Source organism: Streptomyces sp. NPDC002935, assembly GCF_040611295.1.
Classification (GTDB): domain Bacteria; phylum Actinomycetota; class Actinomycetes; order Streptomycetales; family Streptomycetaceae; genus Streptomyces.
In genome coordinates this window covers 19,091-38,464 of sequence record NZ_JBEXNW010000032.1, presented here as the reverse complement: position 1 = coordinate 38,464, position 19,374 = coordinate 19,091, and the positions used below count along the sequence as shown (strand labels likewise).

At 70.0% G+C, this 19,374-nt stretch carries 20 protein-coding genes; 8 read left to right on the top strand and 12 right to left on the bottom strand.

Features of this window, described 5'->3' with window-relative positions; all coding sequences use genetic code 11:
• Positions 1-71: 71 nt before the first annotated feature.
• Entirely contained in the window at positions 72-1,154 is a 1,083-nt protein-coding gene (locus ABZX90_RS33220; protein ID WP_355211125.1) for a LacI family DNA-binding transcriptional regulator, read from the top strand.
• Between the two features lie 108 nt (positions 1,155-1,262).
• The gene (locus ABZX90_RS33215; protein WP_351130082.1) at positions 1,263-3,077 is read left to right on the top strand and encodes a hypothetical protein; all 1,815 of its coding nucleotides are present in this window, start codon (positions 1,263-1,265) and stop codon (positions 3,075-3,077) included.
• A gap of 62 nt (positions 3,078-3,139) precedes the next feature.
• Here ABZX90_RS33215 and ABZX90_RS33210 read toward each other — a convergent pair whose 3' ends face one another.
• On the bottom strand, positions 3,140-4,444 hold the full coding sequence (locus ABZX90_RS33210) for an aldolase/citrate lyase family protein (RefSeq protein WP_355211122.1): 1,305 nt from the start codon (positions 4,442-4,444) through the stop codon (positions 3,140-3,142).
• Between the two features lie 218 nt (positions 4,445-4,662).
• Here ABZX90_RS33210 and ABZX90_RS33205 point away from each other — a divergent pair, with 218 nt between their 5' ends.
• Positions 4,663-5,553 (top strand): endonuclease/exonuclease/phosphatase family protein, encoded by an 891-nt coding sequence (locus ABZX90_RS33205; protein ID WP_355211119.1) that lies wholly within the window; start codon positions 4,663-4,665, stop codon positions 5,551-5,553.
• A gap of 127 nt (positions 5,554-5,680) precedes the next feature.
• On the opposite strand, the gene ABZX90_RS33200 is transcribed toward ABZX90_RS33205, so the two are convergent.
• From ABZX90_RS33200 to ABZX90_RS33185, 4 genes are all read right to left on the bottom strand, one after another.
• Entirely contained in the window at positions 5,681-6,643 is a 963-nt protein-coding gene (locus ABZX90_RS33200) for an electron transfer flavoprotein subunit alpha/FixB family protein (protein ID WP_355211116.1), read from the bottom strand.
• Positions 6,644-6,742: 99 nt separating this feature from the next.
• Positions 6,743-7,528: an electron transfer flavoprotein subunit beta/FixA family protein gene (locus ABZX90_RS33195; protein ID WP_351130071.1), complete on the bottom strand. Its 786-nt coding sequence runs from the start codon at positions 7,526-7,528 to the stop codon at positions 6,743-6,745.
• Positions 7,529-7,746: 218 nt separating this feature from the next.
• Positions 7,747-8,256 carry a flavin reductase family protein gene (locus tag ABZX90_RS33190; protein WP_351130068.1) on the bottom strand — a complete coding sequence of 170 codons (510 nt, stop codon included), beginning with the start codon at positions 8,254-8,256 and terminating at the stop codon, positions 7,747-7,749.
• Positions 8,257-8,498: 242 nt separating this feature from the next.
• The gene (locus ABZX90_RS33185; RefSeq protein WP_351130219.1) at positions 8,499-8,912 is read right to left on the bottom strand and encodes a thioredoxin family protein; all 414 of its coding nucleotides are present in this window, start codon (positions 8,910-8,912) and stop codon (positions 8,499-8,501) included.
• Between the two features lie 75 nt (positions 8,913-8,987).
• Here ABZX90_RS33185 and ABZX90_RS33180 point away from each other — a divergent pair, with 75 nt between their 5' ends.
• Together ABZX90_RS33180 and ABZX90_RS33175 are read left to right on the top strand one after the other, a co-directional pair.
• Positions 8,988-9,404, top strand: coding sequence for a DUF4395 domain-containing protein (locus ABZX90_RS33180; protein ID WP_355211112.1), 417 nt, complete (start codon positions 8,988-8,990; stop codon positions 9,402-9,404).
• Between the two features lie 186 nt (positions 9,405-9,590).
• The gene (locus tag ABZX90_RS33175) at positions 9,591-10,319 is read left to right on the top strand and encodes a lysophospholipid acyltransferase family protein (protein ID WP_351130064.1); all 729 of its coding nucleotides are present in this window, start codon (positions 9,591-9,593) and stop codon (positions 10,317-10,319) included.
• Positions 10,320-10,354: 35 nt separating this feature from the next.
• Here the strand turns inward: ABZX90_RS33175 and ABZX90_RS33170 are convergent, their stop codons facing one another.
• From ABZX90_RS33170 to ABZX90_RS33145, 6 genes are all read right to left on the bottom strand, one after another.
• Positions 10,355-11,047: a phenylalanine--tRNA ligase beta subunit-related protein gene (locus ABZX90_RS33170; RefSeq protein WP_351130063.1), complete on the bottom strand. Its 693-nt coding sequence runs from the start codon at positions 11,045-11,047 to the stop codon at positions 10,355-10,357.
• 13 nt (positions 11,048-11,060) lie between these two features.
• On the bottom strand, positions 11,061-11,633 hold the full coding sequence (locus ABZX90_RS33165; RefSeq protein WP_351130060.1) for a transglutaminase domain-containing protein: 573 nt from the start codon (positions 11,631-11,633) through the stop codon (positions 11,061-11,063).
• Between the two features lie 104 nt (positions 11,634-11,737).
• On the bottom strand, positions 11,738-12,811 hold the full coding sequence (locus ABZX90_RS33160) for a low specificity L-threonine aldolase (protein WP_355211107.1): 1,074 nt from the start codon (positions 12,809-12,811) through the stop codon (positions 11,738-11,740).
• Positions 12,808-13,563 carry an SDR family NAD(P)-dependent oxidoreductase gene (locus tag ABZX90_RS33155; protein ID WP_351130056.1) on the bottom strand — a complete coding sequence of 252 codons (756 nt, stop codon included), beginning with the start codon at positions 13,561-13,563 and terminating at the stop codon, positions 12,808-12,810. The genes ABZX90_RS33160 and ABZX90_RS33155 overlap by 4 nt, the downstream gene beginning before the upstream one ends.
• A gap of 41 nt (positions 13,564-13,604) precedes the next feature.
• Positions 13,605-14,999: a DUF6421 family protein gene (locus ABZX90_RS33150; RefSeq protein WP_351130053.1), complete on the bottom strand. Its 1,395-nt coding sequence runs from the start codon at positions 14,997-14,999 to the stop codon at positions 13,605-13,607.
• Between the two features lie 81 nt (positions 15,000-15,080).
• The gene (locus ABZX90_RS33145) at positions 15,081-16,088 is read right to left on the bottom strand and encodes an alpha/beta hydrolase (protein WP_355211103.1); all 1,008 of its coding nucleotides are present in this window, start codon (positions 16,086-16,088) and stop codon (positions 15,081-15,083) included.
• Positions 16,089-16,509: 421 nt separating this feature from the next.
• On the opposite strand from ABZX90_RS33145, the gene ABZX90_RS33140 reads away from it, so the two are divergent.
• A complete protein-coding gene (locus tag ABZX90_RS33140) occupies positions 16,510-17,193 on the top strand; it encodes a glycerophosphodiester phosphodiesterase family protein (protein WP_351130049.1) in 684 nt (227 codons plus the stop codon).
• Between the two features lie 129 nt (positions 17,194-17,322).
• Here ABZX90_RS33140 and ABZX90_RS33135 read toward each other — a convergent pair whose 3' ends face one another.
• Positions 17,323-17,871, bottom strand: a complete 549-nt coding sequence (locus ABZX90_RS33135) for a GNAT family N-acetyltransferase (protein ID WP_351127377.1) — start codon at positions 17,869-17,871, stop codon at positions 17,323-17,325.
• Positions 17,872-17,941: 70 nt separating this feature from the next.
• Here ABZX90_RS33135 and ABZX90_RS33130 point away from each other — a divergent pair, with 70 nt between their 5' ends.
• Positions 17,942-18,328, top strand: a complete 387-nt coding sequence (locus tag ABZX90_RS33130; protein WP_351127379.1) for a VOC family protein — start codon at positions 17,942-17,944, stop codon at positions 18,326-18,328.
• A 249-nt stretch (positions 18,329-18,577) separates the two neighbouring features.
• Positions 18,578-19,351 (top strand): VOC family protein, encoded by a 774-nt coding sequence (locus ABZX90_RS33125; RefSeq protein WP_355211099.1) that lies wholly within the window; start codon positions 18,578-18,580, stop codon positions 19,349-19,351.
• Positions 19,352-19,374 lie beyond the last annotated feature (23 nt).

The window sequence follows — 19,374 nt, the reverse complement described above, 5'->3', positions numbered from 1 at the left end:
TGGACAGTGTCTCCCGCATCTGACAACGTTGTCCAGGCTCTATGCTCGACGCCACATCCTCATACAACCCCATGGACCTACGCATCCCCGTGGACGACAGGACAGGACAGCACATCGTGGCCGAGACCGCCCGCCGATCCGAGAACCGCTACGGAAACCGTCCGACCATGAAGGACGTAGCGGCGCGTGCGGGAGTCGGCCTGAAAACGGTCTCCCGCGTGGTCAACGGCGAGCCCGGGGTCACCCCGGACACCGAGCGGCGCGTCCAGGAGGCGATCGAGGCGCTGGGGTTCCGCCGCAACGACAGCGCCCGGGTGCTGCGCAAGGGTCGCACGGCGAGCATCGGGCTGGTCCTGGAGGACCTCGCGGACCCCTTCTACGGCCCGCTGAGCCGCGCGGTCGAGGAGGTGGCCCGCGCCCACGGAGCCCTGCTGATCAACGGTTCCAGCGCGGAGGACCCGGACCGCGAGCAGGAACTGGTCCTCGCCCTGTGCGCGCGCCGCGTGGACGGACTGGTCGTGATCCCGGCCGGGGACGACCACCGCTATCTGGAGCCGGAGATAAAGGCGGGCGTCGCCACGGTCTTCGTGGACCGCCCGGCCGGGAAGATCGATGCCGACGTCGTTCTGTCGGACAGCTTCGGGGGCGCCCGCGACGGCGTCGCCCACCTCATCGCCCACGGCCACCGCCGGATCGGTTTCATCGGCGACATGCCGCGCATCCACACCGCCGCCGAGCGGCTGCGCGGCTACCGGGCCGCCATGGAGGACGCCGGCATACCGGTCGAGGACAGCTGGATGTCCCTCGGCGTCACCGATCCGCAGCGGGTGCGCAAGGCGGCCGAGGACATGCTCTCCGGGCCTTCGCCCGTCACAGCGGTCTTCGCGGGCAACAACCGGGTCACCGTCACGGTCGTCCGGGTCATCGCCGAGCGGGGCCGCCCCGTCGCCCTGGTCGGCTTCGACGACATCGAGCTCGCCGACCTCCTGGAGCCCGGCGTCACCGTCGTGGCCCAGGACGCCGCCGCCCTCGGCCGCACCGCAGCCGAACGCCTCTTCCGCCAGCTCGACGGCAACCTCATCGCACCGGAACGCATCGAACTCCCGACCCGGCTGATCACCCGAGGCTCGGGTGAACTGCCGCCGGCCCGCTGAACGCGCCTCGGTTCAGGCCCCCTATGAGGACGGCCTTCCGTTCCTTACGATGACCGCGCACACGCCATCCCCGGGCAGCCAACCGACGGCGAAAGGCCTGACGGCACAGTGGACGATCGTACGCTCGAAGCACTCGGACTCTCCGAAGCCCCCCGCGAACATCCCCTCAGCTACCCCGGTGCCTGGCCCACGGAATCCGGCCTGCTGCACCAGAACCGGTTGCTGCGCCTGAAGGCCAAGCCGCACAGGCGACTCGCCAAGTGGACGGTGGAGCAACCACCCGGCGGCTTCCGGGCGGGCACGGCGAGCCATGGCCCCGTGCCGCTCAACTATGCCCTCATGAGCGCCAACCAGACGCTGGTCGGCGACCGCTACCCGGTCATCTCTGTCGGCTCCAACGCCTGTCCCGCGCAACTACGTCACAAGATGGAGGGCCTTGGGGTCTCCTCCACGATCCCGATCGTGAAAGCGCGCGTCACGGGCATCGGCATCGGTGTGTCGGCGTATGTCAGCCCCCTCGGGTACGTCTCCTCGTCTCCGTTTCACACGCCGGGGCAGAGCCGGGATCTGTACATCACCTGGCTCGACGCCGCTCAACTCGAAATCGTCGACGCCAGCGAGGGGATCGCCGATCCGGACGGCGAGTACGACCGGGTCCTGCTCCCGGCCGAAGACTTCCCGATGGAGCTGGAGTCGGGTGAACTGCTCGGCGGCGCCTATCTCTACGTGCATCGCTACGGAGTGATCCACGACGGCTCAGGAGCACCACGCACGCATCCCGGGGAGCGCCAACTCCTCACCGATCTCCTTTCGGAGTCCCGCCAGCTGCGGGAGTGGTTCGGTGACACTCCCGAACAGTTCAGTTCACGGGCGCGGGGGAACGAGCAGCTCTGCGAGAAGGGCACCCGCCTGTTCGCCGACGAAGGGCGCCTGACCGACTCCGGGCTGCGTCAGTACGTCACGGACGCGCCCGCCCGAACGGTCTACGACGACATTCACCCTGCCAACGCCATTCCCTCGGAGGCGTTTCACACGGGACGCACGCCCGATTCCTTCGATCAGCGCGGCGCCGGCGTCGTCCGCTTATCGAGGGCGGTCTCAACCGCCCTGGGTGACCCCCAGTTCGCCATCGTCCAGAACGCCCAGATTCCCGCGGCACGCCACGAGCGGCTCGGTGCGCTGGCCACAGTGATAGTGGCCCACGACCTACCGGCCGAGGAGACGCACAGGGTCGAGGTCGATCACTCACTGCGTGTCGGGGTCGGCCTCGAGCCGGGAGAGGCTGTCACCGTGCGCCCGGCGCATCTGCCCCGCCCCCGGCGCAGATGGCAGGAGACGTTCTTCGGTCACGTCAACTACGTGACCTGCCGTGTGCAGGACGGCGACCGGGCCAGCGCGGAACAGGAGGTGTGTCTGCTGGACACCCTGACGCTGGAACTCCTCGGCGTCTCGAGCGGAGACGAGGTCGTACTCGAGGGCTTTCCCGGCGACGACGGCTCGGTGCCCGTTCTGCAGCTCAAGGCCATTCGTACCAGTGACGAAGTGCACGAGCGCCGCACGGAGTTGCACGGCGGCGACATGACCAGCAGATATCCGAGCTCCCTGGACGCCCTGGGCACCTTTCCCGATCTACCTTGGGTGTTCCTCGACCGCCGACTGTGGTCGGGGCTCGGGCTGGAGGGCCAGTGGCTGGCGACCGTGCGGATCCGCTGCAGTCGCTCCTACCAGCTCAAGAAGGAACTCCGGGAGATGGTCTTCCTCTTGGGCATCGCGTTCATCGGAGTCGTGACCGTGCTCAAGAGCGTCGTCTGGCAGGCGGCCAGTCTCGCGGTGCTCGTCCTCCTCGTGGGATTCGTGGTGAACGTACGCCTGCGCAGTCGACTCAATCAGCGTGCGAAGCGGATCGGGCGCAGGCGCGGGTGAGACACCGCGGAACGGCGCGGGCCCGGACGCGCATCCGCGGGCCCCGGCCGAACAGCCGCGCTCTACTGTCCCGAGACCGTCAGATCCCCCCGTCGCGGCCTCGCGAAGGTTTCCAGGTCCGCGCGGGTGAGGCCTGTCGCTCGGGCCACCTCGGGGGTGTCGAGGGCGCCGCAGTCCAGGCCGCGCAGCAGGTAGCCGCTGAGGGCCTTGGCGGTGGCGGGCTCGTCCATCACGTCGCCGGCCGTGTGGCCGGCGTAGCGGGCGAGGCGGGCGGCGGCCTGTTCGAAGCCCTCGCGGTAGAAGGCGAAGACGGCCGCGTAGCGGGTCGGGATGTGGCCGGGGTGCATGTCCCAGCCCTGGTAGTAGGCGCGGGCCAGGGCGCGGCGGGTGAGGCCGTAGTGCAGGCGCCAGGCGTCGTGCACCTTCTCGGTGGGGCCGACGGGCAGGACATTGGTGGAGCCGTCCGAGAGGCGTACGCCGGTGCCGGCGGCCGCGACCTGCATGATCGCCTTGGCGTGGTCGGCGGCGGGGTGGTCGCTCGACTGGTACGCCGCGGAGACGCCGAGGCAGGCGCTGTAGTCGAAGGTGCCGTAGTGCAGACCGGTGGCGCGGCCCTCGGCGGCCTGGATCATGCGGGCGACGGTGGCCGTGCCGTCCGTGGCGAGGATGGACTGGCTGGTCTCGATCTGGATCTCGAAGCCGATCCGGCCGGGCTCCAGGCCGCGCGCCTTCTCGAACTCCTCAAGGAGCCGGACCATGGCCGTGACCTGTTCCGGGTAGGTCACCTTGGGCAGGGTGAGGACGAGGCCCCCGGGCAGGCCGCCCGCCTCCATCAGACCGGTCAGGAAGATGTCGAGGGTGCGGATGCCCCGGTCGCGTACCGGTGCCTCCATGCACTTCATGCGGATGCCCATGTACGGGGCCGCGGTGCCGCTCTCGTACGCTTCCGCGATCAGCCGGGCCGCGCGGGCCGCCGTCGCGTCCTCCTCGGCGTCCGGGCGCGGGCCGTAGCCGTCCTCGAAGTCGACGCGCAGGTCCTCGACGGGTTCGCGCTCCAGCTTGGCCCGTACGCGGTCGTACACGGGCTCGGCGAGTTCGTCGGTGAGGCCGAGGACCGCGGCGAAGGAGGCGGCGTCCGGGGCGTGTTCGTCGAGGGCGGCCAGCGCGCGATCGCCCCAGGTACGGATCGTGTCGGCGGCGAACACGTCACCGGGGACGTACACGGTGTGAACGGGCTGCCGGGTGCCGGGGTCCCCGGGGTAGCGGCGCTCCAGCTCGGCGTCGACGGGGGCGAGAGAGGCGCTGATCGCTGTACTGACGGCGCCCGCGAGGCTCGTCGCCACCTTCTCCTGCTGACCCTGACCCATCCCACAGCCTCCTGTTTTCCGCAGTACGGAATCAACAATCCGTAGAACGAAGTTATCCGGCGACATTCCCGCGGGTCAACACCCTCTTGGATCGCGGGACACTCCGCGGCCCCGCCGCGTTCACTCCCGTCTCGGTCGCGTCGGGCAGTCTGTCTCGGTTCCTTCTTCCCCTCCGGTGATGCGCGCCCCCATCCTGACTCGCGACCGAAGGAGCACGCGTGCCCAACTCCATCAGAGTCACCCGACGTATGGGGCTCAGGACCGTGGTGGCCGCCGCGGTCGCCCTCCCCCTGCTCACCACGGCGCACGCCTCCGCCACCTGGCGCGCCCGCCCCCGCCTGGACGTCATGACCTTCAACCTGCGCTACGCGAGCACCGTCGAACCCAACAGTTGGGCGGTGCGCCGTCCGGTGATGCGCGAACTGTTGCGCGGCGAGACGCCCCACGTCATCGCCACCCAGGAGGGCCTCTACCAGCAGCTGCTCGACATCGAGTCCGACCTCGCACCGCACTACGAGTGGATCGGCACCGGCCGCGAGGGCGGCAGCCGCGACGAGTCCGTCGCGATCTTCTACGACACGCGCCGTCTGGCTCCGGTCGGACACGACACCTTCTGGCTCTCCGACACGCCCAGGGTGATCGGCTCGAAGACCTGGGGCAACACGCTTCCCCGCATCGCCACCTGGGTGCGTTTTCGCGATCTGGAGGACGGCGGGCGGGAGTTCCACGTCCTCAACACCCACCTGGACCACGTGAGCCAGAACGCGCGTACGCGGGCCGCCTCGCTCATCGTCGAGAGGATCGGGGAGTTCGACCCGTCCCTGCCCTGTCTGGTGACCGGCGACTTCAACGCGGCGGCGCACCGGAACGCGGCCTACGACATCCTGCTGGGCGCCGGACTCGTCGACACCTGGGACACGGCCGCCGAGCGGAGCAGGCTGTACGCGACCTTCCACGGCTACAAACCGCTCACGCCGGACGGCGACCGTATCGACTGGATCCTCACCACCCCGGGTGTCACGGCGCACCGGGCGACGATCAACACCTTCTCGCGGTACGGCCAGTTCCCGAGCGACCACCTGCCCGTGCAGGCGTCACTGAGCCTCTGACAAAGCTGAGCCTGTGACGAACCCGAGCTCGGAACGGACCCGGACCGGGCACGCACCCGGACCGGGGACGGACGAAGGCCCCCGTGACCGGTGCGCGGTCACGGGGGCCTCGTACAGCACTGCGCGATCAGCCCTTGCGGGACTTGATCTCCTCGGTGAGCTGCGGGACGACCTCGAAGAGGTCGCCGACCACGCCGTAGTCGACCAGGTCGAAGATCGGCGCCTCGGAGTCCTTGTTGATCGCCACGATCGTCTTCGACGTCTGCATGCCGGCGCGGTGCTGGATGGCGCCGGAGATGCCGGAGGCGATGTAGAGCTGCGGCGAGACGGACTTGCCGGTCTGGCCGACCTGGTTGGTGTGCGGGTACCAGCCGGCGTCGACCGCGGCGCGCGAGGCGCCCACGGCGGCACCGAGCGAGTCGGCGAGGCCCTCGATGATCGAGAAGTTCTCGGCGCCGTTGACGCCACGGCCGCCGGAGACGACGATCGCGGCCTCGGTCAGCTCGGGGCGGCCGGTCGACTCGCGCGGGGTGCGGGCGGTGACCTTGGTGCCGGTGGCCTTGTCGGAGAAGGAGACCGCGAGGGCCTCGACGGCGCCGGCGGCCGGGGCGGCCTCCACGGGAGCCGAGTTCGGCTTGACCGTGATGACCGGGGTGCCCTTGGAGACACGGGACTTGGTGGTGAAGGAGGCGGCGAACGCGGACTGCGTGGCCACCGGACCCTCGTCACCGGCCTCCACGTCGGTGGCGTCGGTGATGATGCCCGAGCCGATACGGACCGCGAGACGGGCCGCGATCTCCTTGCCCTCGGCGGAGGACGGGACGAGCACGGCGGCCGGGGAGACGGCGTCGTACGCGGCCTGGAGCGCGTCCACCTTCGGCACGACGAGGTAGTCGGCGTACTCGGCGGCGTCGTGCGTGAGGACCTTCACCGCACCGTGCTCGGCGAGCGCGGCGGCGGTGTTCTCGGCACCGGAGCCGAGGGCGACGGCGACGGGCTCGCCGATGCGGCGGGCCAGCGTCAGCAGTTCCAGGGTGGGCTTGCGGACGGCGCCGTCCACGTGGTCGACGTAGACGAGAACTTCAGCCATGGGAATGATCTCCTGCGGATTGCGAAGTCTGAGGGGAGGTGAGCGGGGTGGGCCTTGGCCGCTGCAACGGCCCGGGAGCGAGTCCCGGACCCTCGGCGACTAGATGAACTTCTGGCCCGCGAGGAACTCAGCGAGCTGCTTGCCGCCCTCGCCCTCGTCCTTGACGATCGTGCCTGCGGTGCGCGCCGGACGCTCGGTGGCGGAGTCGACCTTGGTCCAGGCACCTTCGAGACCGACCTCGTCCGTCTCGATCTCCAGGTCCTCCAGGTCCCAGGACTGAACCGGCTTCTTCTTGGCGGCCATGATGCCCTTGAAGGACGGGTAACGCGCCTCGCCCGACTGGTCGGTCACCGACACGACGGCGGGAAGGGAGGCCTCGAGCTGCTCGGAGGCGGTGTCGCCGTCACGACGGCCCTTGACCACACCGTCCTCGACGGAGATCTCGGAAAGCAGCGTGACCTGCGGGACACCGAGGCGCTCGGCCAGCAGCGCCGGGACGATACCGGCGGTGCCGTCCGTGGACGCCATGCCGGAGACGACCAGGTCGAAGCCGGCCTTCTCGATCGCCTTGGCCAGCACCAGCGAGGTGCCGATGGCGTCGGTGCCGTGCAGGTCGTCGTCCTCGACGTGGATGGCCTTGTCGGCACCCATGGACAGCGCCTTGCGCAGCGCGTCCTTGGCGTCCTCGGGGCCGACGGTCAGCACGGTGATCTCGGCGTCGTCCGCGGCATCGGCGATCTGCAGCGCCTGCTCGACGGCGTACTCGTCGAGTTCGGACAGCAGGCCGTCCACGTCGTCACGGTCGACGGTCAGGTCATCGGCGAAGTGCCGGTCGCCAGTGGCGTCGGGCACGTACTTCACAGTGACAACGATCCTCAAGCTCACGCCGGCTCTCCTACTGCATCGTCATTTCTGGGCTGCCTTCTTTCAGGCAGCATAGGCGCCTGAAGCGGCCGATCCCGGTCGGGGCGGCCCGCGCTCCGACCGAAATATTACTCGTCAGTACACCCATTGCGCGCCCACTGAGCAAGCGCTTTGGACTGTGACCTTCGCAACGCTGTGTAACCGGCGGGTAGAACCCGCGAGTAGCCCGGCCTGCGGCTTCAGTCGCGCAGGCCGTTGAAACGCCCCTGGTGGTAGAGGAGCGGGCTGCCCGCGCCCGTCGGATCGCCGAGTACGACCTCCGCCAGGACGATGCGGTGATCCCCCGCCGGCACGCGCGCCACGACGCGGCACACCAGCCAGGCGAGGACGTCGTCGAGCACGGGAACTTCCTCGGGCCCCTTACGCCAACGGGTGGGCGAGCCGAACCGGTCGGCGCCGCTGCGGGCGAAGGTGGCGGCCAGTTCCCGCTGGTGTTCGCCGAGCACGTGGACACCGACATGGCCGGCCTCGGATATCGCGGGCCAGCTGGAGGCTCCGGTGCCGATACCGAACGAGATGACCGGGGGCTCCGCCGAGACCGAGGTGAGCGAGGTGGCCGTGAAGCCGACGGGACCGCGGGCGCCCGAGGCGGTGATCACGGCGACACCGGCCGCGTGGCGCCGGAAGACGGAGCGCAGCAGATCCGGGGAGGCGGGGCGCGGAGTGCCGAGGCCGGGCGTGGCCGTCATGGAGCCGTCCTTCTGCGAGGGCCGACGTGGGGCTCCCCCCGCACGGGTGGAGCCGAGAGCGGGGAGGGGGCCTTGACTGCTCAACAGCCCGGAGCGCACGAACGCGCGGTGCGGGCCGGGTCCACGTGGACGAGCTCATGGAGAAGGAAGTGCGGGAACATACAGTCAGGCTGACGAGAGGCCGTGGGCACAGTCAAGGGCGTACCCGCATCTGGGAGATGCCTCACCATGATCGCCACGCGTCAGACGGCCTCTCCCAGCGCAGCGATGACATCCGCCTTGCGCGGCTGCCCCGTCGCCCGGCGCACGATCCGCCCGTCGGCGTCGAGCACGAGCACGGTGGGCGTCTTGAGGATGCCGAGTTCGCGTACGAGGTCCAGACGGTCCTCGGCGTCGATCTCCACGTGGGACACGCCGGGGACCATGCCGGCCACCTCGCCGAGCACCCGCCGGGTCGCCCGGCAGGGGGCACAGAAGGCGCTGGAGAACTGTACGAGGGTGGCCCGTGCGCCGAGCCCCTCCCCCAGCTCCGCCACGCCGAGCCGCTTTCCGCCGTCCCGCCCGCGCACTCTCACCCTCCCGCTCCGCCGCCGGTGCAGTACCCCGAAGGCGCTCGCCGCCGCGAGCACCACCACGCACACCACAAGTCCGTTCATCACCTGCACAAGCATTCATGAGACCGCAAAGATTCCCGGGGCCGTCCGGCGCCCTCCATACGGAATGCTTGATTCATGGACATCGATGCGAGAGGGCCGCGGTTCGGTGCGGCCGTGACGACGGTCGTACTGGCGGTGACGTTGATCACTGGGAGCGTCTGGCTGCTGGCGTGGCAGACACTGGCGTTCGCGCTGGGCGCGGCGGGCGGCGTGGCGCGCTCGCCGTACGGCTGGATCTTCAGGAAGGCCGTACGGCCGCGGCTCGGGCCGCCGACGGAGTTCGAGGCGCCGGGGCCCCCGCGGTTCGCGCAGGCGGTCGGGCTGGTCTTCGCGGTGGTCGGGCTGATCGGCTGGACCGTGGGCCCGCAGTGGCTGGGCTCGGCGGCGACCGGGTGCGCGCTCGCGGCGGCGTTTCTCAATGCTGCGTTCGGGTACTGCCTCGGGTGTGAGATGTACCTGTTCGTGCGCCGCGTGACCGTACGCGCGGAGTAAAGACGGGTTAAAACTCCGAGGTGGATCAAGGGGGCGACGTGACGAGGATCTCGCCGTTCCCAGGCACCGGGGCTGGCCTCCCGTCCGTTCTTCGGGCACGATCTGCGCAATGCCGTAAACCTACGGCTGCGTAACTTTCCCGCCGGGAGACCCCTTCCCAGGCAGAGAGAAGGGTCCACCCCGTCCATGGCAGAGCTTGTCTACCGTCCCGTCGTCGGCCTCGCCCAAACGCTCTTCAAGGCGTGGGACCTCAAGATCGACTGCAAGGGATCGGAGAACATTCCGCGCTCGGGCGGCGCCGTGCTGGTCAGCAACCACATCAGTTACCTGGACTTCATCTTCGACGGTCTCGCCGCTCTGCCGCAGAAGCGCCTGGTGCGCTTCATGGCGAAGGAGTCGGTCTTCCGGCACAAGATCTCCGGTCCGCTGATGCGGGGTATGAAGCACATCCCCGTGGACCGTCAGCAGGGCGAGAAGGCCTACCAGCACGCGCTGGAGTCGCTGCGTTCCGGTGAGATCATCGGCGTCTTCCCCGAGGCGACCATCTCGCAGTCCTTCACACTGAAGAGCTTCAAGTCGGGTGCCGCGCGCATGGCCCAGGAGGCCGGCGTCCCGCTGATCCCCATGGCCCTGTGGGGCACCCAGCGGCTGTGGACCAAGGGCCACCCGCGCAACTTCAAGCGCAGCCACACCCCGATCACCATCCGGGTCGGCGAGCCGGTGGAGGCCCCGCAGGACCAGTACGCGGGCGCCATCACCCGGCGGCTGCGCGAGCGGGTCCAGGAGCTTCTCGAATCGGCCCAGCGCGCCTATCCCGTACGCCCCAAGGGGCCGGACGACACCTGGTGGATGCCCGCCCACCTCGGCGGCACCGCGCCGACCCCCGAAGAGGTGCGCGCGGCCGAGAAGCACTGAACCGTCTCGTACGGCGTGCCCAGCGCGCCGAGTCGTCACTCCGGGGCGTGGACGGTGATCCGCGCCCCGGGGCTGAACTTCTGGAGCAGCTCGGCGAGTTCGGCGCCCGCGGTCTCGACGTCGGCGACCGGCATCGGGGCCAGGCTCTCCAACAGGAAGACCGCCGAGGCGGATTGCTCGGTGAGCCGGGTGCGCGGTCCCTGGCGCCAGTTCCAGCGGCGGCAGGTCACGCCGGCGTCGTCGCGCCACACCACCTCGCCCGCGTCGGGGTGTTCGACGCTCTCCTCACCGCCCGCGACGGTCACGAAGTCCTCGTCGCCGGTGGCACGCACGAGTCGCATGGCACCCTGGATGTGGTCGGTGTCCTCGCCGCCGACCGGGATCAGGTGGGCCACACTGATCGCGTTGTAGACGTCCACGAGGACGTTGATCCGCGGCAGGCCCGCGTCCGAGAGCGCGCGCTTGGCCAGCGCCTCCGCGGAGTTGCGGGTGCGTGACGGCTTGGAGCCGAACGCCGTGTAGATCTCCCGCCAGGCCGCCATGTGCGGATCCTCGTGCGGAGCCCGCCCTTCCAGGCGTCCGGCCAGCCGCCGGGCCGCGTCGTCCAGGAGCGCCGAAGTCCCCTCGGTACTGGGCCCGTTGACCAGTCCCTCCGCCTCGATGGCGACATGGGTGAAACCGGGCGCGAGGGCGCGCACCTCGTCGGACACGGTGAGCGTGAGAGTCATCTTCTGCCTTGCCTCAGAATGCGGTGGGGAGCGTTCGCCACAGGGACAGCCGGTCGGGGGCGGCCTTCAGGACGCTGATCACGGCCGGGTGCGGTTCAGCGTACAACTCCGGATAGTCCAGCTCATTGGACTCGGGGTCGGGCGTGAAGGCCAGCCGCTCGCCGTCCAGGGAGAATTGGGCGTCCACACCGGGCTTGTTGCCGCGGGGGTCCTGCCGGTGCCAGGACCCGTGGAAGCGTACGGCGACGAGCCCGTGCACCTCGTCGAACCTCTGGTAGCAGAAGGCGGTCGGGATGTCCTCGGCACGCAGCAGCGCGGCCAGCGCGTGGGCCTTGGCGTAACAGATGCCGGTGCGCCGCTCCAGTACGTCGGAGGCGCGCCAGGTGACCCGCGGGTCGCCGGAATCGTGCGAGTGCGGGATGGTGTCGCGCACGAACTCGAACGCCGAGCGCGCATAGGCATACGAGTCGACGGCTCCCGTGGCGAGCCGTGCGGCGGTCTCGCGGACCAGCGGATGGTGATGGTCGACAACCTCGTCGGCGGCCAGGTACGCGGACAGGTCGCTGGTTTTCTGGATCAGCTCCATGCCCGTAGAGCATAGGAATGCGATCACCCGAGAGTCAATGACTTTTCAGGTGACCGCATACCTATGCATCGTTGCGTGGTGCGCGCGTGCTCGGAGTGCCCCGCCTACTGCTGGGCCATCTCCTCCTTGAGCGCGGCCACGAACCCGTCGACGTCGTCCTCGGTCGTGTCGAAGGAGCACATCCAGCGGACGTCGCCGGCGGTCTCGTCCCAGAAGTAGAAGCGGAAGCGCTTCTGCAGCCGCTCGCTCACGTCGTGCGGCAGCCGGGCGAAGACCGCGTTGGCCTGGACCGGATAGAGGATCTCCACTCCGTGCACGGCGCGGACGCCCTCGGCGAGACGCTGTGCCATCTCGTTGGAGTGGCGGGCGTTGCGCAGCCACAGGTCCTTGGCGAGCAGCGCCTCCAACTGCACCGAGACGAAGCGCATCTTGGAGGCGAGCTGCATCGACAGCTTGCGCAGATGCTTCATGTGGCTGACGGCGTCCTGGTTGAGGACGACGACCGCCTCGCCGAACAGCGCGCCGTTCTTCGTGCCGCCCAGCGACAGGATGTCGACGCCGACCGCGTTGGTGAACGTCCGCATCGGGACGTCCAGGGAGGCGGCCGCGTTGGATATCCGGGACCCGTCCAGGTGCACCTTCATGCCGTGCGCGTGAGCGTGGTCGCAGATCGCGCGGATCTCGCCGGGCGTGTAGAGCGTGCCCAGTTCGGTGCTCTGGGTGATCGAGACGACCTGCGGCATCGCACGGTGCTCGTCGTCCCAGCCGAACGCCTGCCGGTCGATCAGTTCGGGCGTGAGCTTGCCGTCGGGCGTGGGCACCGTGAGCAGCTTGAGGCCACCCATGCGCTCGGGAGCGCCGCCCTCGTCGACGTTGATGTGCGCGCTCTCCGCGCAGATCACCGCGCCCCAGCGGTCGGTGACCGCCTGGAGGGCGACCACGTTCGCGCCGGTGCCGTTGAAGACCGGGAAGGCCTCCGCGGTGGCACCGAAGTGGCTGCGGATGATCTGCTGGAGATTCGCCGTGTAGTCGTCCTCGCCGTACGCGACCTGGTGCCCGCCGTTGGCCAGGGCCAGGGCGGCGAGCACCTCGGGGTGGGCCCCCGCGTAGTTGTCGCTGGCGAAGCCGCGGACGGCTGCGTCGTGATGACGCCGGGCGTCGGTCTTCGGAGGATTCACGGCTTCTCGGTCAGCCACAGACGCTTTCCGTTCACTTCACCGGCGGGCCGGTCCCAGACGCCGACGATGGACTCGGCCAGTTCCTTGACGTCCGTGAAGCCCGCGAACTTCGCGTTCGGTCGCTCGGCGCGCATCGCGTCGTGCACCAACGCCTTCACCACCAGGATGGCAGCGGCGGACGTCGGTCCGTCCGCGCCCTCGGCGATGCCGGCCTTGCGGAAGTAGTCCGCCATGGCCAGCGTCCACGCCTCGGCGGCCGCCTTGGCCGCGGAGTAGGCGGCGTTGCCCGCGGTGGGATTGCTCGCGCCGGCGGCGCTGATCAGGACGTACCGGCCGCGTTCGCTGCTCTGCAGCGCCTCGTGGAAGGCGAGCGTGGTGTGCTGCACGGTGCGGATGAGCAGCAGTTCGAGCAGGTCCCAGTCGTCGAGAACCGTCTTCGTGAAGGTCTCGCTGCCGCGCCAGCCTCCGACGAGGTGTACGAGGCCGTCCACCTGGCCGAAGTCCTTCTGGATGCGCGTGGCCCAGTCGCGCGTCGACTGGAGGTCGAGCAGGTCGACGGTGTCGCCGACGACGGTGGAGCCGCCGTGGGCGTAGCGGGCCGCGTCCACGGCTTCCGCCAGCCGCTCCGCGTCGTTGTCCGCGCCGATGACGGTCGCGCCCGCCTCGGCGAGCCTGAGCAGTGCCGCCCGGCCGGCGGGTCCACCCGCGCCCGCCACCGCGATCACCGCACCGCTGAGAGCCCCGTTCCCCATGGTCTTCGCCTCCTGAGCAATGTTCTCGCTACCGCGGTCGGTCACGCGGCGACCCGCTCGGAGTCGGCCACGATGCCCTTGGTGGAGGCGATCACGTTCTTCAGCTTCTTGGAGAGCGCCTCATAGAACATGCTCAGGGGAAACTCGTCCGGAAGCACGTCGTCGACGAGCTTGCGGGGCGGCTGGGACAGGTCGAGGGCGTCCGGACCCTTGGCCCAGCGGGAGCCCGGGTGCGGGGCGAGGTAGGTGGAGACCAGCTCGTACGCCTTGAACCAGTGGACGAGCTTGGGGCGGTCGATGCCGGCCCGGTAGAGGTCCTCGATCTCGGCGCACAGCTGGTTGGTGACCTGCGGGGCGCGCTGCCAGTCGATGTGCAGCTTGTTGTCGGTCCAGCGGACGACGTCGTGCTTGTGCAGGTAGGCGAAGAGGAGCTGGCCGCCGAGACCGTCGTAGTTGCGGACGCGGTCGCCGGTGACGGGGAAGCGGAACATCCGGTCGAAGAGCACGGCGTACTGCACGTCGCGGCCGTGCGCGTTGCCCTCGGACTCCAGCTTCACGGCCTCCTTGAAGGCGGTGAGGTCGCAGCGCAGCTCTTCCAGGCCGTACATCCAGAACGGCTGGCGCTGCTTGATCATGAACGGGTCGAACGGCAGGTCACCGTGGCTGTGGGTGCGGTCGTGGACCATGTCCCAGAGCACGAAGGCCTGCTCGCAGCGCTCCTGGTCGTGGACCATGGCGGCGATGTCCTCGGGCAGTTCGAGGCCCAGGATGTCCACGGCGGCGTCGGTGACGGCGCGGAAGCGGGCGGCCTCGCGGTCGCAGAAGATGCCACCCCACGAGAAGCGCTCGGGCGCCTCGCGCACCGCGATCGTCTCGGGGAAGAGAACGGCCGAGTTGGTGTCGTACCCCGCGGTGAAGTCCTCGAACGTGATGCCGCAGAACAGCGGGTTGTCGTAGCGGGTGCGCTCCAGTTCGGCCAGCCATTCGGGCCACACCATGCGCAGCACGACCGCTTCGAAGTTGCGGTCCAGGTTGCCGTTCTGCGTGTACATGGGGAAGAGGACCAGGTGCTGGAGGCCGTCCTCGCGGTTCGCGGCGGGCTGGAAGGCCAGCAGCGAGTCGAGGAAGTCGGGCACCTTGAAGCCGCCGTCGGCCCAGCCGCGCAGATCCTTGACGAGCGCCTCGTGGTACGCGCCGTCGTGGGGCAGCAGCGGGGAGAGCTGCTCGATCGCGTCTATCGCCCGGCGCACGGCCAGGTCGATGTCGGAGGCGTCGGGGGCGGCTTCACCCTCGAAGTCGATGGAACCGTCCTTGGACTGATAGGGCCGGATCTCCTCCACGGCATCCTTGAGCACGGGCCATGCCGGATGCTCCACCACCCTGGCCACGGGAGGAACCCGGTCCTCCGTACCCACCTGCACAAGAACTTCCGTCATGTCCCATCCTCCACAGGAAAACCTCGCGTATCGATACCGTATGTTTGCGAGGTTCCTTTCCGCAAGTGGGAACCCGGGAGATTATCCTGCGCACCCCCTACCTTCACCGCTCTTTTTCCTGCCAGACACCGTGCAGGCGATGACACCCGCCACAGCCTCCTGGGCGGCGCGGGCATCCGCGAGAAGCTCGGGGAAGCCGAAGAACCCGTGGAACATGCCCGGGTAGTGGGCCTCCGTGACCCGTACTCCGGCTTCCCTCAGCCGGGAGGCGTACGCGTGCCCCTCGTCACACAGGGGGTCGAAGCCCGCGGTCACGACATGGGCGGGCGGCAGAGCGCGCGGATCGGCGAGGAGGGGCGAGGCCCAGGGGTGCGCGCGGTCGCCGTCGGGGCCGAAGTACTGCTCGGCGAACCACCGGCCGTGCGCCGCCGTGAGGAAGTACGCGGGGCCGCTCCTGGGGGGCGCGCCTTCCCTCGGCCGCGCGTCCGTCGCCGGGTAGAGGAGCACCTGGAGCGCGAGCGCCGGGCCGCCCCTGTCCCGGGCGACGATCGCGGCGACGGCCGCGAGGTTGCCGCCCGCACTGTCACCGGCGACGACCAACGCGTCCTGGTCCGCGCCGAGTTCACCGATGTGTCCGGCGGCCCAGCACAGCGCGGCGTACGCGTCGTCGACGGCCGCGGGGAAGCGCGCCTCGGGGGCGAGCCGATAGCCGACCGACACGACGGCCGCGTCGGCGTCCCGGCACAGGGCACGCGCGATGGAGTCGTGCGTGTCCAGGCCTCCGATGACCCAGCCGCCGCCGTGGAAGAAGACCACGGTGGGGCGCGGGGAGACGACGGGGTCGGGTCCGGGAGCCGGGGCCGGGTGCGGCAGATAGACGCGTACGGGGATCTCCGGCGCTCCCGCGGGCCCCGGTATCGCCCGGTTCTCGACGGAGCCGACCGCCGGCGGCTCGAAGGGCCACACCGGTGCGGCGGCGAGGATGCGGCGGGCCTCGGCCGCCTCGGTCACGGTGCCCCCGAGGTCCGGGAAGTGGACCTTGATGGCATCGACGAGGGCGAGGACCTCGGGGGCGGGCTCGGTCGGCATCGCGGCACCTCTTCCTGGGCGGACTCCTCGGTGCGGGACGCCGCCGGGCCGGGCTGCCCCGATGTTCGCAGGAGCCGACAGGACCGATCGCCGCGCACGGCAGGGACTTCACTCACGGCAGGGACAGCACTAGCGAGCGGAGCTCGAAGTGGCAAGGGCCTGGGCGCACGGTCGACCGTCAAGGGACGCGCCCACTGCGGGGCACCCGTCCGGGGACATGGCGCGGATCTGGGCCCGACACACCCGTCGCACCGCGGAGGCCCGGTACTCCCATCGCGTCGCGTGGGCCGACACTCCCATTGCACCGCGTAGGAACGGGTACATCGCACAGTCAGGCCATTAGGCTGCGGCCTTGCCGCGTGGACGCCCCCGTCGGAACCACGCGCGAGCCGAGCCGCCGTCGACGGAAGCGAGTCGAATCTTGAACTTCCTCACCATCGGTCATCGCGGAGTGATGGGCGTCGAGCCCGAGAACACCCTCCGTTCCTTCATCGCCGCCCAGAACGCGGGCCTCGACCTGATCGAACTCGATCTGCATCTGAGCAAGGACGGCGCCCTCGTCGTCATGCACGACTCCGAAGTGGACCGTACGACCGACGGCTCGGGGCCGATCGCGGAGAAGACGCTAGAGGAGCTGCGCACGCTGGACGCGGGGCACGGTGAGCGCGTCCCCGTCTTCGAGGAGGTTCTGGACGCCGTCAGGACTCCGTTGCAGGCCGAGATCAAGGATGTCGCGGCGGCCAGGGCGCTGGCCGAGGTGATGCAGCGGCACGACCTGGTCGGGCGGGTCGAGGTGTCGTCGTTCCACGACGAGGCGGTCGCCGAGGTCGCCCGGCTGGTGCCGGGCGTCCGGACCGCGCTGATCGCCAGCCGTTACGGCGTCGATGTCGTGGACCGCGCCGTGGAGGTCGGCGCCGCGACCCTCTGCCTCAACATCCGCAGGCTGAGCCTGGAGGTCGTCGAACAGGCCCGCAAGGCCGACCTGCGGATCATCGGCTGGGTGGTGAACACCCAGGACCAGCTCCGGCTGGTCCGTGCCCTGGAGCTGGACGGGGCCACGACCGACTATCCCGAGATCAAGCGCACCGGTCGCTTCACGGCGTAGCGGGGACGATGGAGGCAGCGGGGCCGCTCGGCCATGACGGTCCGAGCGGCCCGGCCGCGGAGCACGCCGCGGTCGACGGGGCGGGCCGACCCGCCGGCGATCAGGTCGCCGGCCGCTCCTGGCTCCGGCTCAAGGCTGGGCGAGCGGCTTGACCAGCAGTTCGAAGCGCAGGTCGTCGCGCTGCGGGATGCCGAAGCGCTCGTCGCCGTACGGGAAGGGCGTCATCTGTCCCGTACGGCGGTAGCCGCGTCGCTCGTACCAGGCGATGAGGTCCTCGCGTACGGAGATCACGGTCATGTGCATCTCGGTGACGCCCCACGTCTCGCGAACCGTGCGCTCCGCCTCGGCGATGATCACCTTGCCGAGCCCGCCGCCCTGGAGTGCGGGGCTGACCGCGAACATGCCGAAGTAGGCGTGGGCGCCACGGTGCTCCAGCTGGCAGCAGGCGACGACCGTGCCGTCCCGCTCCACGGTCAGGAGCCGGCTGTCGGGCGCCTTGATGACGGCGAGCACCGCCTCTGCGTCGGTCCGCTGTCCTGCGAGGATGTCCGCCTCCGTGGTCCAGCCGACCCGGCTGGAGTCCCCTCGGTACGCCGAATCGATCAGCGCGACCAGGGCGTCCACATCGCTGTCGGCGGCGTCGCGGAAGGTCAGTCCGGTGGCGGCGGCGGTTTCCATGGGGGCGGTTCTCCGTTCAGTGGCGCGGCTCGGGCACGCCGAGCGTAACCCTCCCCTAAGCTCCGGCCGCATGGTGCATGTACTGAGTGGCCGGACCCTTTTGCGTCCGGCCGATCTGGAGCGCTCGCGGGCCTTCTACGGTGGGCAGCTCGGCCTGGCCGTCTACCGCGAGTTCGGCACGGGACCCGAGCGCGGGACCGTGTACTTCCTCGGCGGCGGTTTCCTGGAAGTCGCCGGACGGTCCGAGACGCCGCCCTCCCCCGCACTGAAGCTGTGGCTCCAGGTCGAGGACGTGACGGCGGTCCACGAGGAGCTGACGGCCGCCGGTGTCGAGGTGGTGCGTGCGCCCGTGCGGGAGCCGTGGGGGCTGATCGAGATGTGGATCGCGGACCCGGACGGAACCGAGATCGTGATCGTCGAGATCCCGGCCGATCATCCGTTGCGTCACCGGCCCTGACGGGGGCGCCGCGTCGGCGGCCGCCTGGTCGGCCATCCTTCACTGGAACTACTGGGGCTACTGGCGCTCTCATCGCGCATCCCACGGGGGCGCTTGATCACCCCACGGGGCCTGTACGCCGTCCGGAGCCCCTACGGTGTCCGGCGCGGCGCAGGCGGGCGGGGACCCCGTTCCGGAGGCGGCGCCCGGATGGCCGGTGCTCCACGGTGGGCTTAGCGTGCTGAGGGGGCTCGCTGCGGAAGGAACCTCATGAAGCTCGACAGGCCGGTGACCGGCGGACCCTGCTGGGCGGAGCTCGGCACCAGCGATCTGGAGGGCGCCAAGGGCTTCTACGCCGATCTGTTCGGCTGGCGCCCGGAGACGGACCCGCGTCAGGAGGCGGGCGGCTACACGATCGCGCACATCGGGGACGCGGCCGTCGCCGGGATCACGCCGATCTACCAGGAGTCGCAGCCCGTCGCCTGGAACGTGTCGTTCGCCGTCACCGACGCGGACGCGACCGCGGCAGCCGTACAGGCCGCCGGCGGTAGCATCGCCCTCGCCCCGATGGATGTGCTCGACGTGGGCCGTTTCGCGGTCGCCTTCGACCCGGGCGGTGCCGCCTTCCAGATGTGGCAGGCGCGGGCCTTCCCCGGTGCGGGGCTGTTCAATGCGCCGGGCGCGCTCGGCTGGGTGGAACTCCTGACCAGGGCCCCGGACCGGGTCACCGAGTTCTACACGACGGTGTTCGGCTGGACCGTGAAGGCCTCGGAGCACTACCCGCAGTGGGGCGTCGACGGCGCCGACTTCGGCGGCATGGTCACGATGGACGAGAACTTTGCGCACGAGGTCCCTTCGCACTGGCTGCCGTACTTCGCCGTCGAGGACGTGGACGCCACGGCGAACGCGGTCCTCATGGCGGACGGCCACCTGTTGATGGAACCCGTCTCACAGCCCAACGGCCGACGCCTGGCGGTCGCGCGGGACCGGCAGGGCGCGGCCTTCGGGATCTACGCGGAGGGCGAGAAGGGCGAGAAGGGCTGATCCACCAGGCTCGGCGTCAGGCC

Excerpts from the sequence above, each read along its gene's own strand:
- ABZX90_RS33220 (WP_355211125.1), top strand. The coding sequence starts at position 72 with ATGGACCTACGCATCCCCGTGGACGACAGGACAGGACAGCACATCGTG.
- ABZX90_RS33210 (WP_355211122.1), bottom strand. The coding sequence starts at position 4,444 with ATGGGTCAGGGTCAGCAGGAGAAGGTGGCGACGAGCCTCGCGGGCGCC.
- ABZX90_RS33200 (WP_355211116.1), bottom strand. The coding sequence starts at position 6,643 with ATGGCTGAAGTTCTCGTCTACGTCGACCACGTGGACGGCGCCGTCCGC.
- ABZX90_RS33190 (WP_351130068.1), bottom strand. The coding sequence starts at position 8,256 with ATGACGGCCACGCCCGGCCTCGGCACTCCGCGCCCCGCCTCCCCGGAT.
- ABZX90_RS33185 (WP_351130219.1), bottom strand. The coding sequence starts at position 8,912 with ATGAACGGACTTGTGGTGTGCGTGGTGGTGCTCGCGGCGGCGAGCGCC.
- ABZX90_RS33180 (WP_355211112.1), top strand. The coding sequence starts at position 8,988 with ATGGACATCGATGCGAGAGGGCCGCGGTTCGGTGCGGCCGTGACGACG.
- ABZX90_RS33175 (WP_351130064.1), top strand. The coding sequence starts at position 9,591 with ATGGCAGAGCTTGTCTACCGTCCCGTCGTCGGCCTCGCCCAAACGCTC.
- ABZX90_RS33170 (WP_351130063.1), bottom strand. The coding sequence starts at position 11,047 with ATGACTCTCACGCTCACCGTGTCCGACGAGGTGCGCGCCCTCGCGCCC.
- ABZX90_RS33165 (WP_351130060.1), bottom strand. The coding sequence starts at position 11,633 with ATGGAGCTGATCCAGAAAACCAGCGACCTGTCCGCGTACCTGGCCGCC.
- ABZX90_RS33155 (WP_351130056.1), bottom strand. The coding sequence starts at position 13,563 with ATGGGGAACGGGGCTCTCAGCGGTGCGGTGATCGCGGTGGCGGGCGCG.
- ABZX90_RS33150 (WP_351130053.1), bottom strand. The coding sequence starts at position 14,999 with ATGACGGAAGTTCTTGTGCAGGTGGGTACGGAGGACCGGGTTCCTCCC.
- ABZX90_RS33145 (WP_355211103.1), bottom strand. The coding sequence starts at position 16,088 with ATGCCGACCGAGCCCGCCCCCGAGGTCCTCGCCCTCGTCGATGCCATC.
- ABZX90_RS33135 (WP_351127377.1), bottom strand. The coding sequence starts at position 17,871 with ATGGAAACCGCCGCCGCCACCGGACTGACCTTCCGCGACGCCGCCGAC.
- ABZX90_RS33130 (WP_351127379.1), top strand. The coding sequence starts at position 17,942 with ATGGTGCATGTACTGAGTGGCCGGACCCTTTTGCGTCCGGCCGATCTG.
- ABZX90_RS33125 (WP_355211099.1), top strand. The coding sequence starts at position 18,578 with ATGAAGCTCGACAGGCCGGTGACCGGCGGACCCTGCTGGGCGGAGCTC.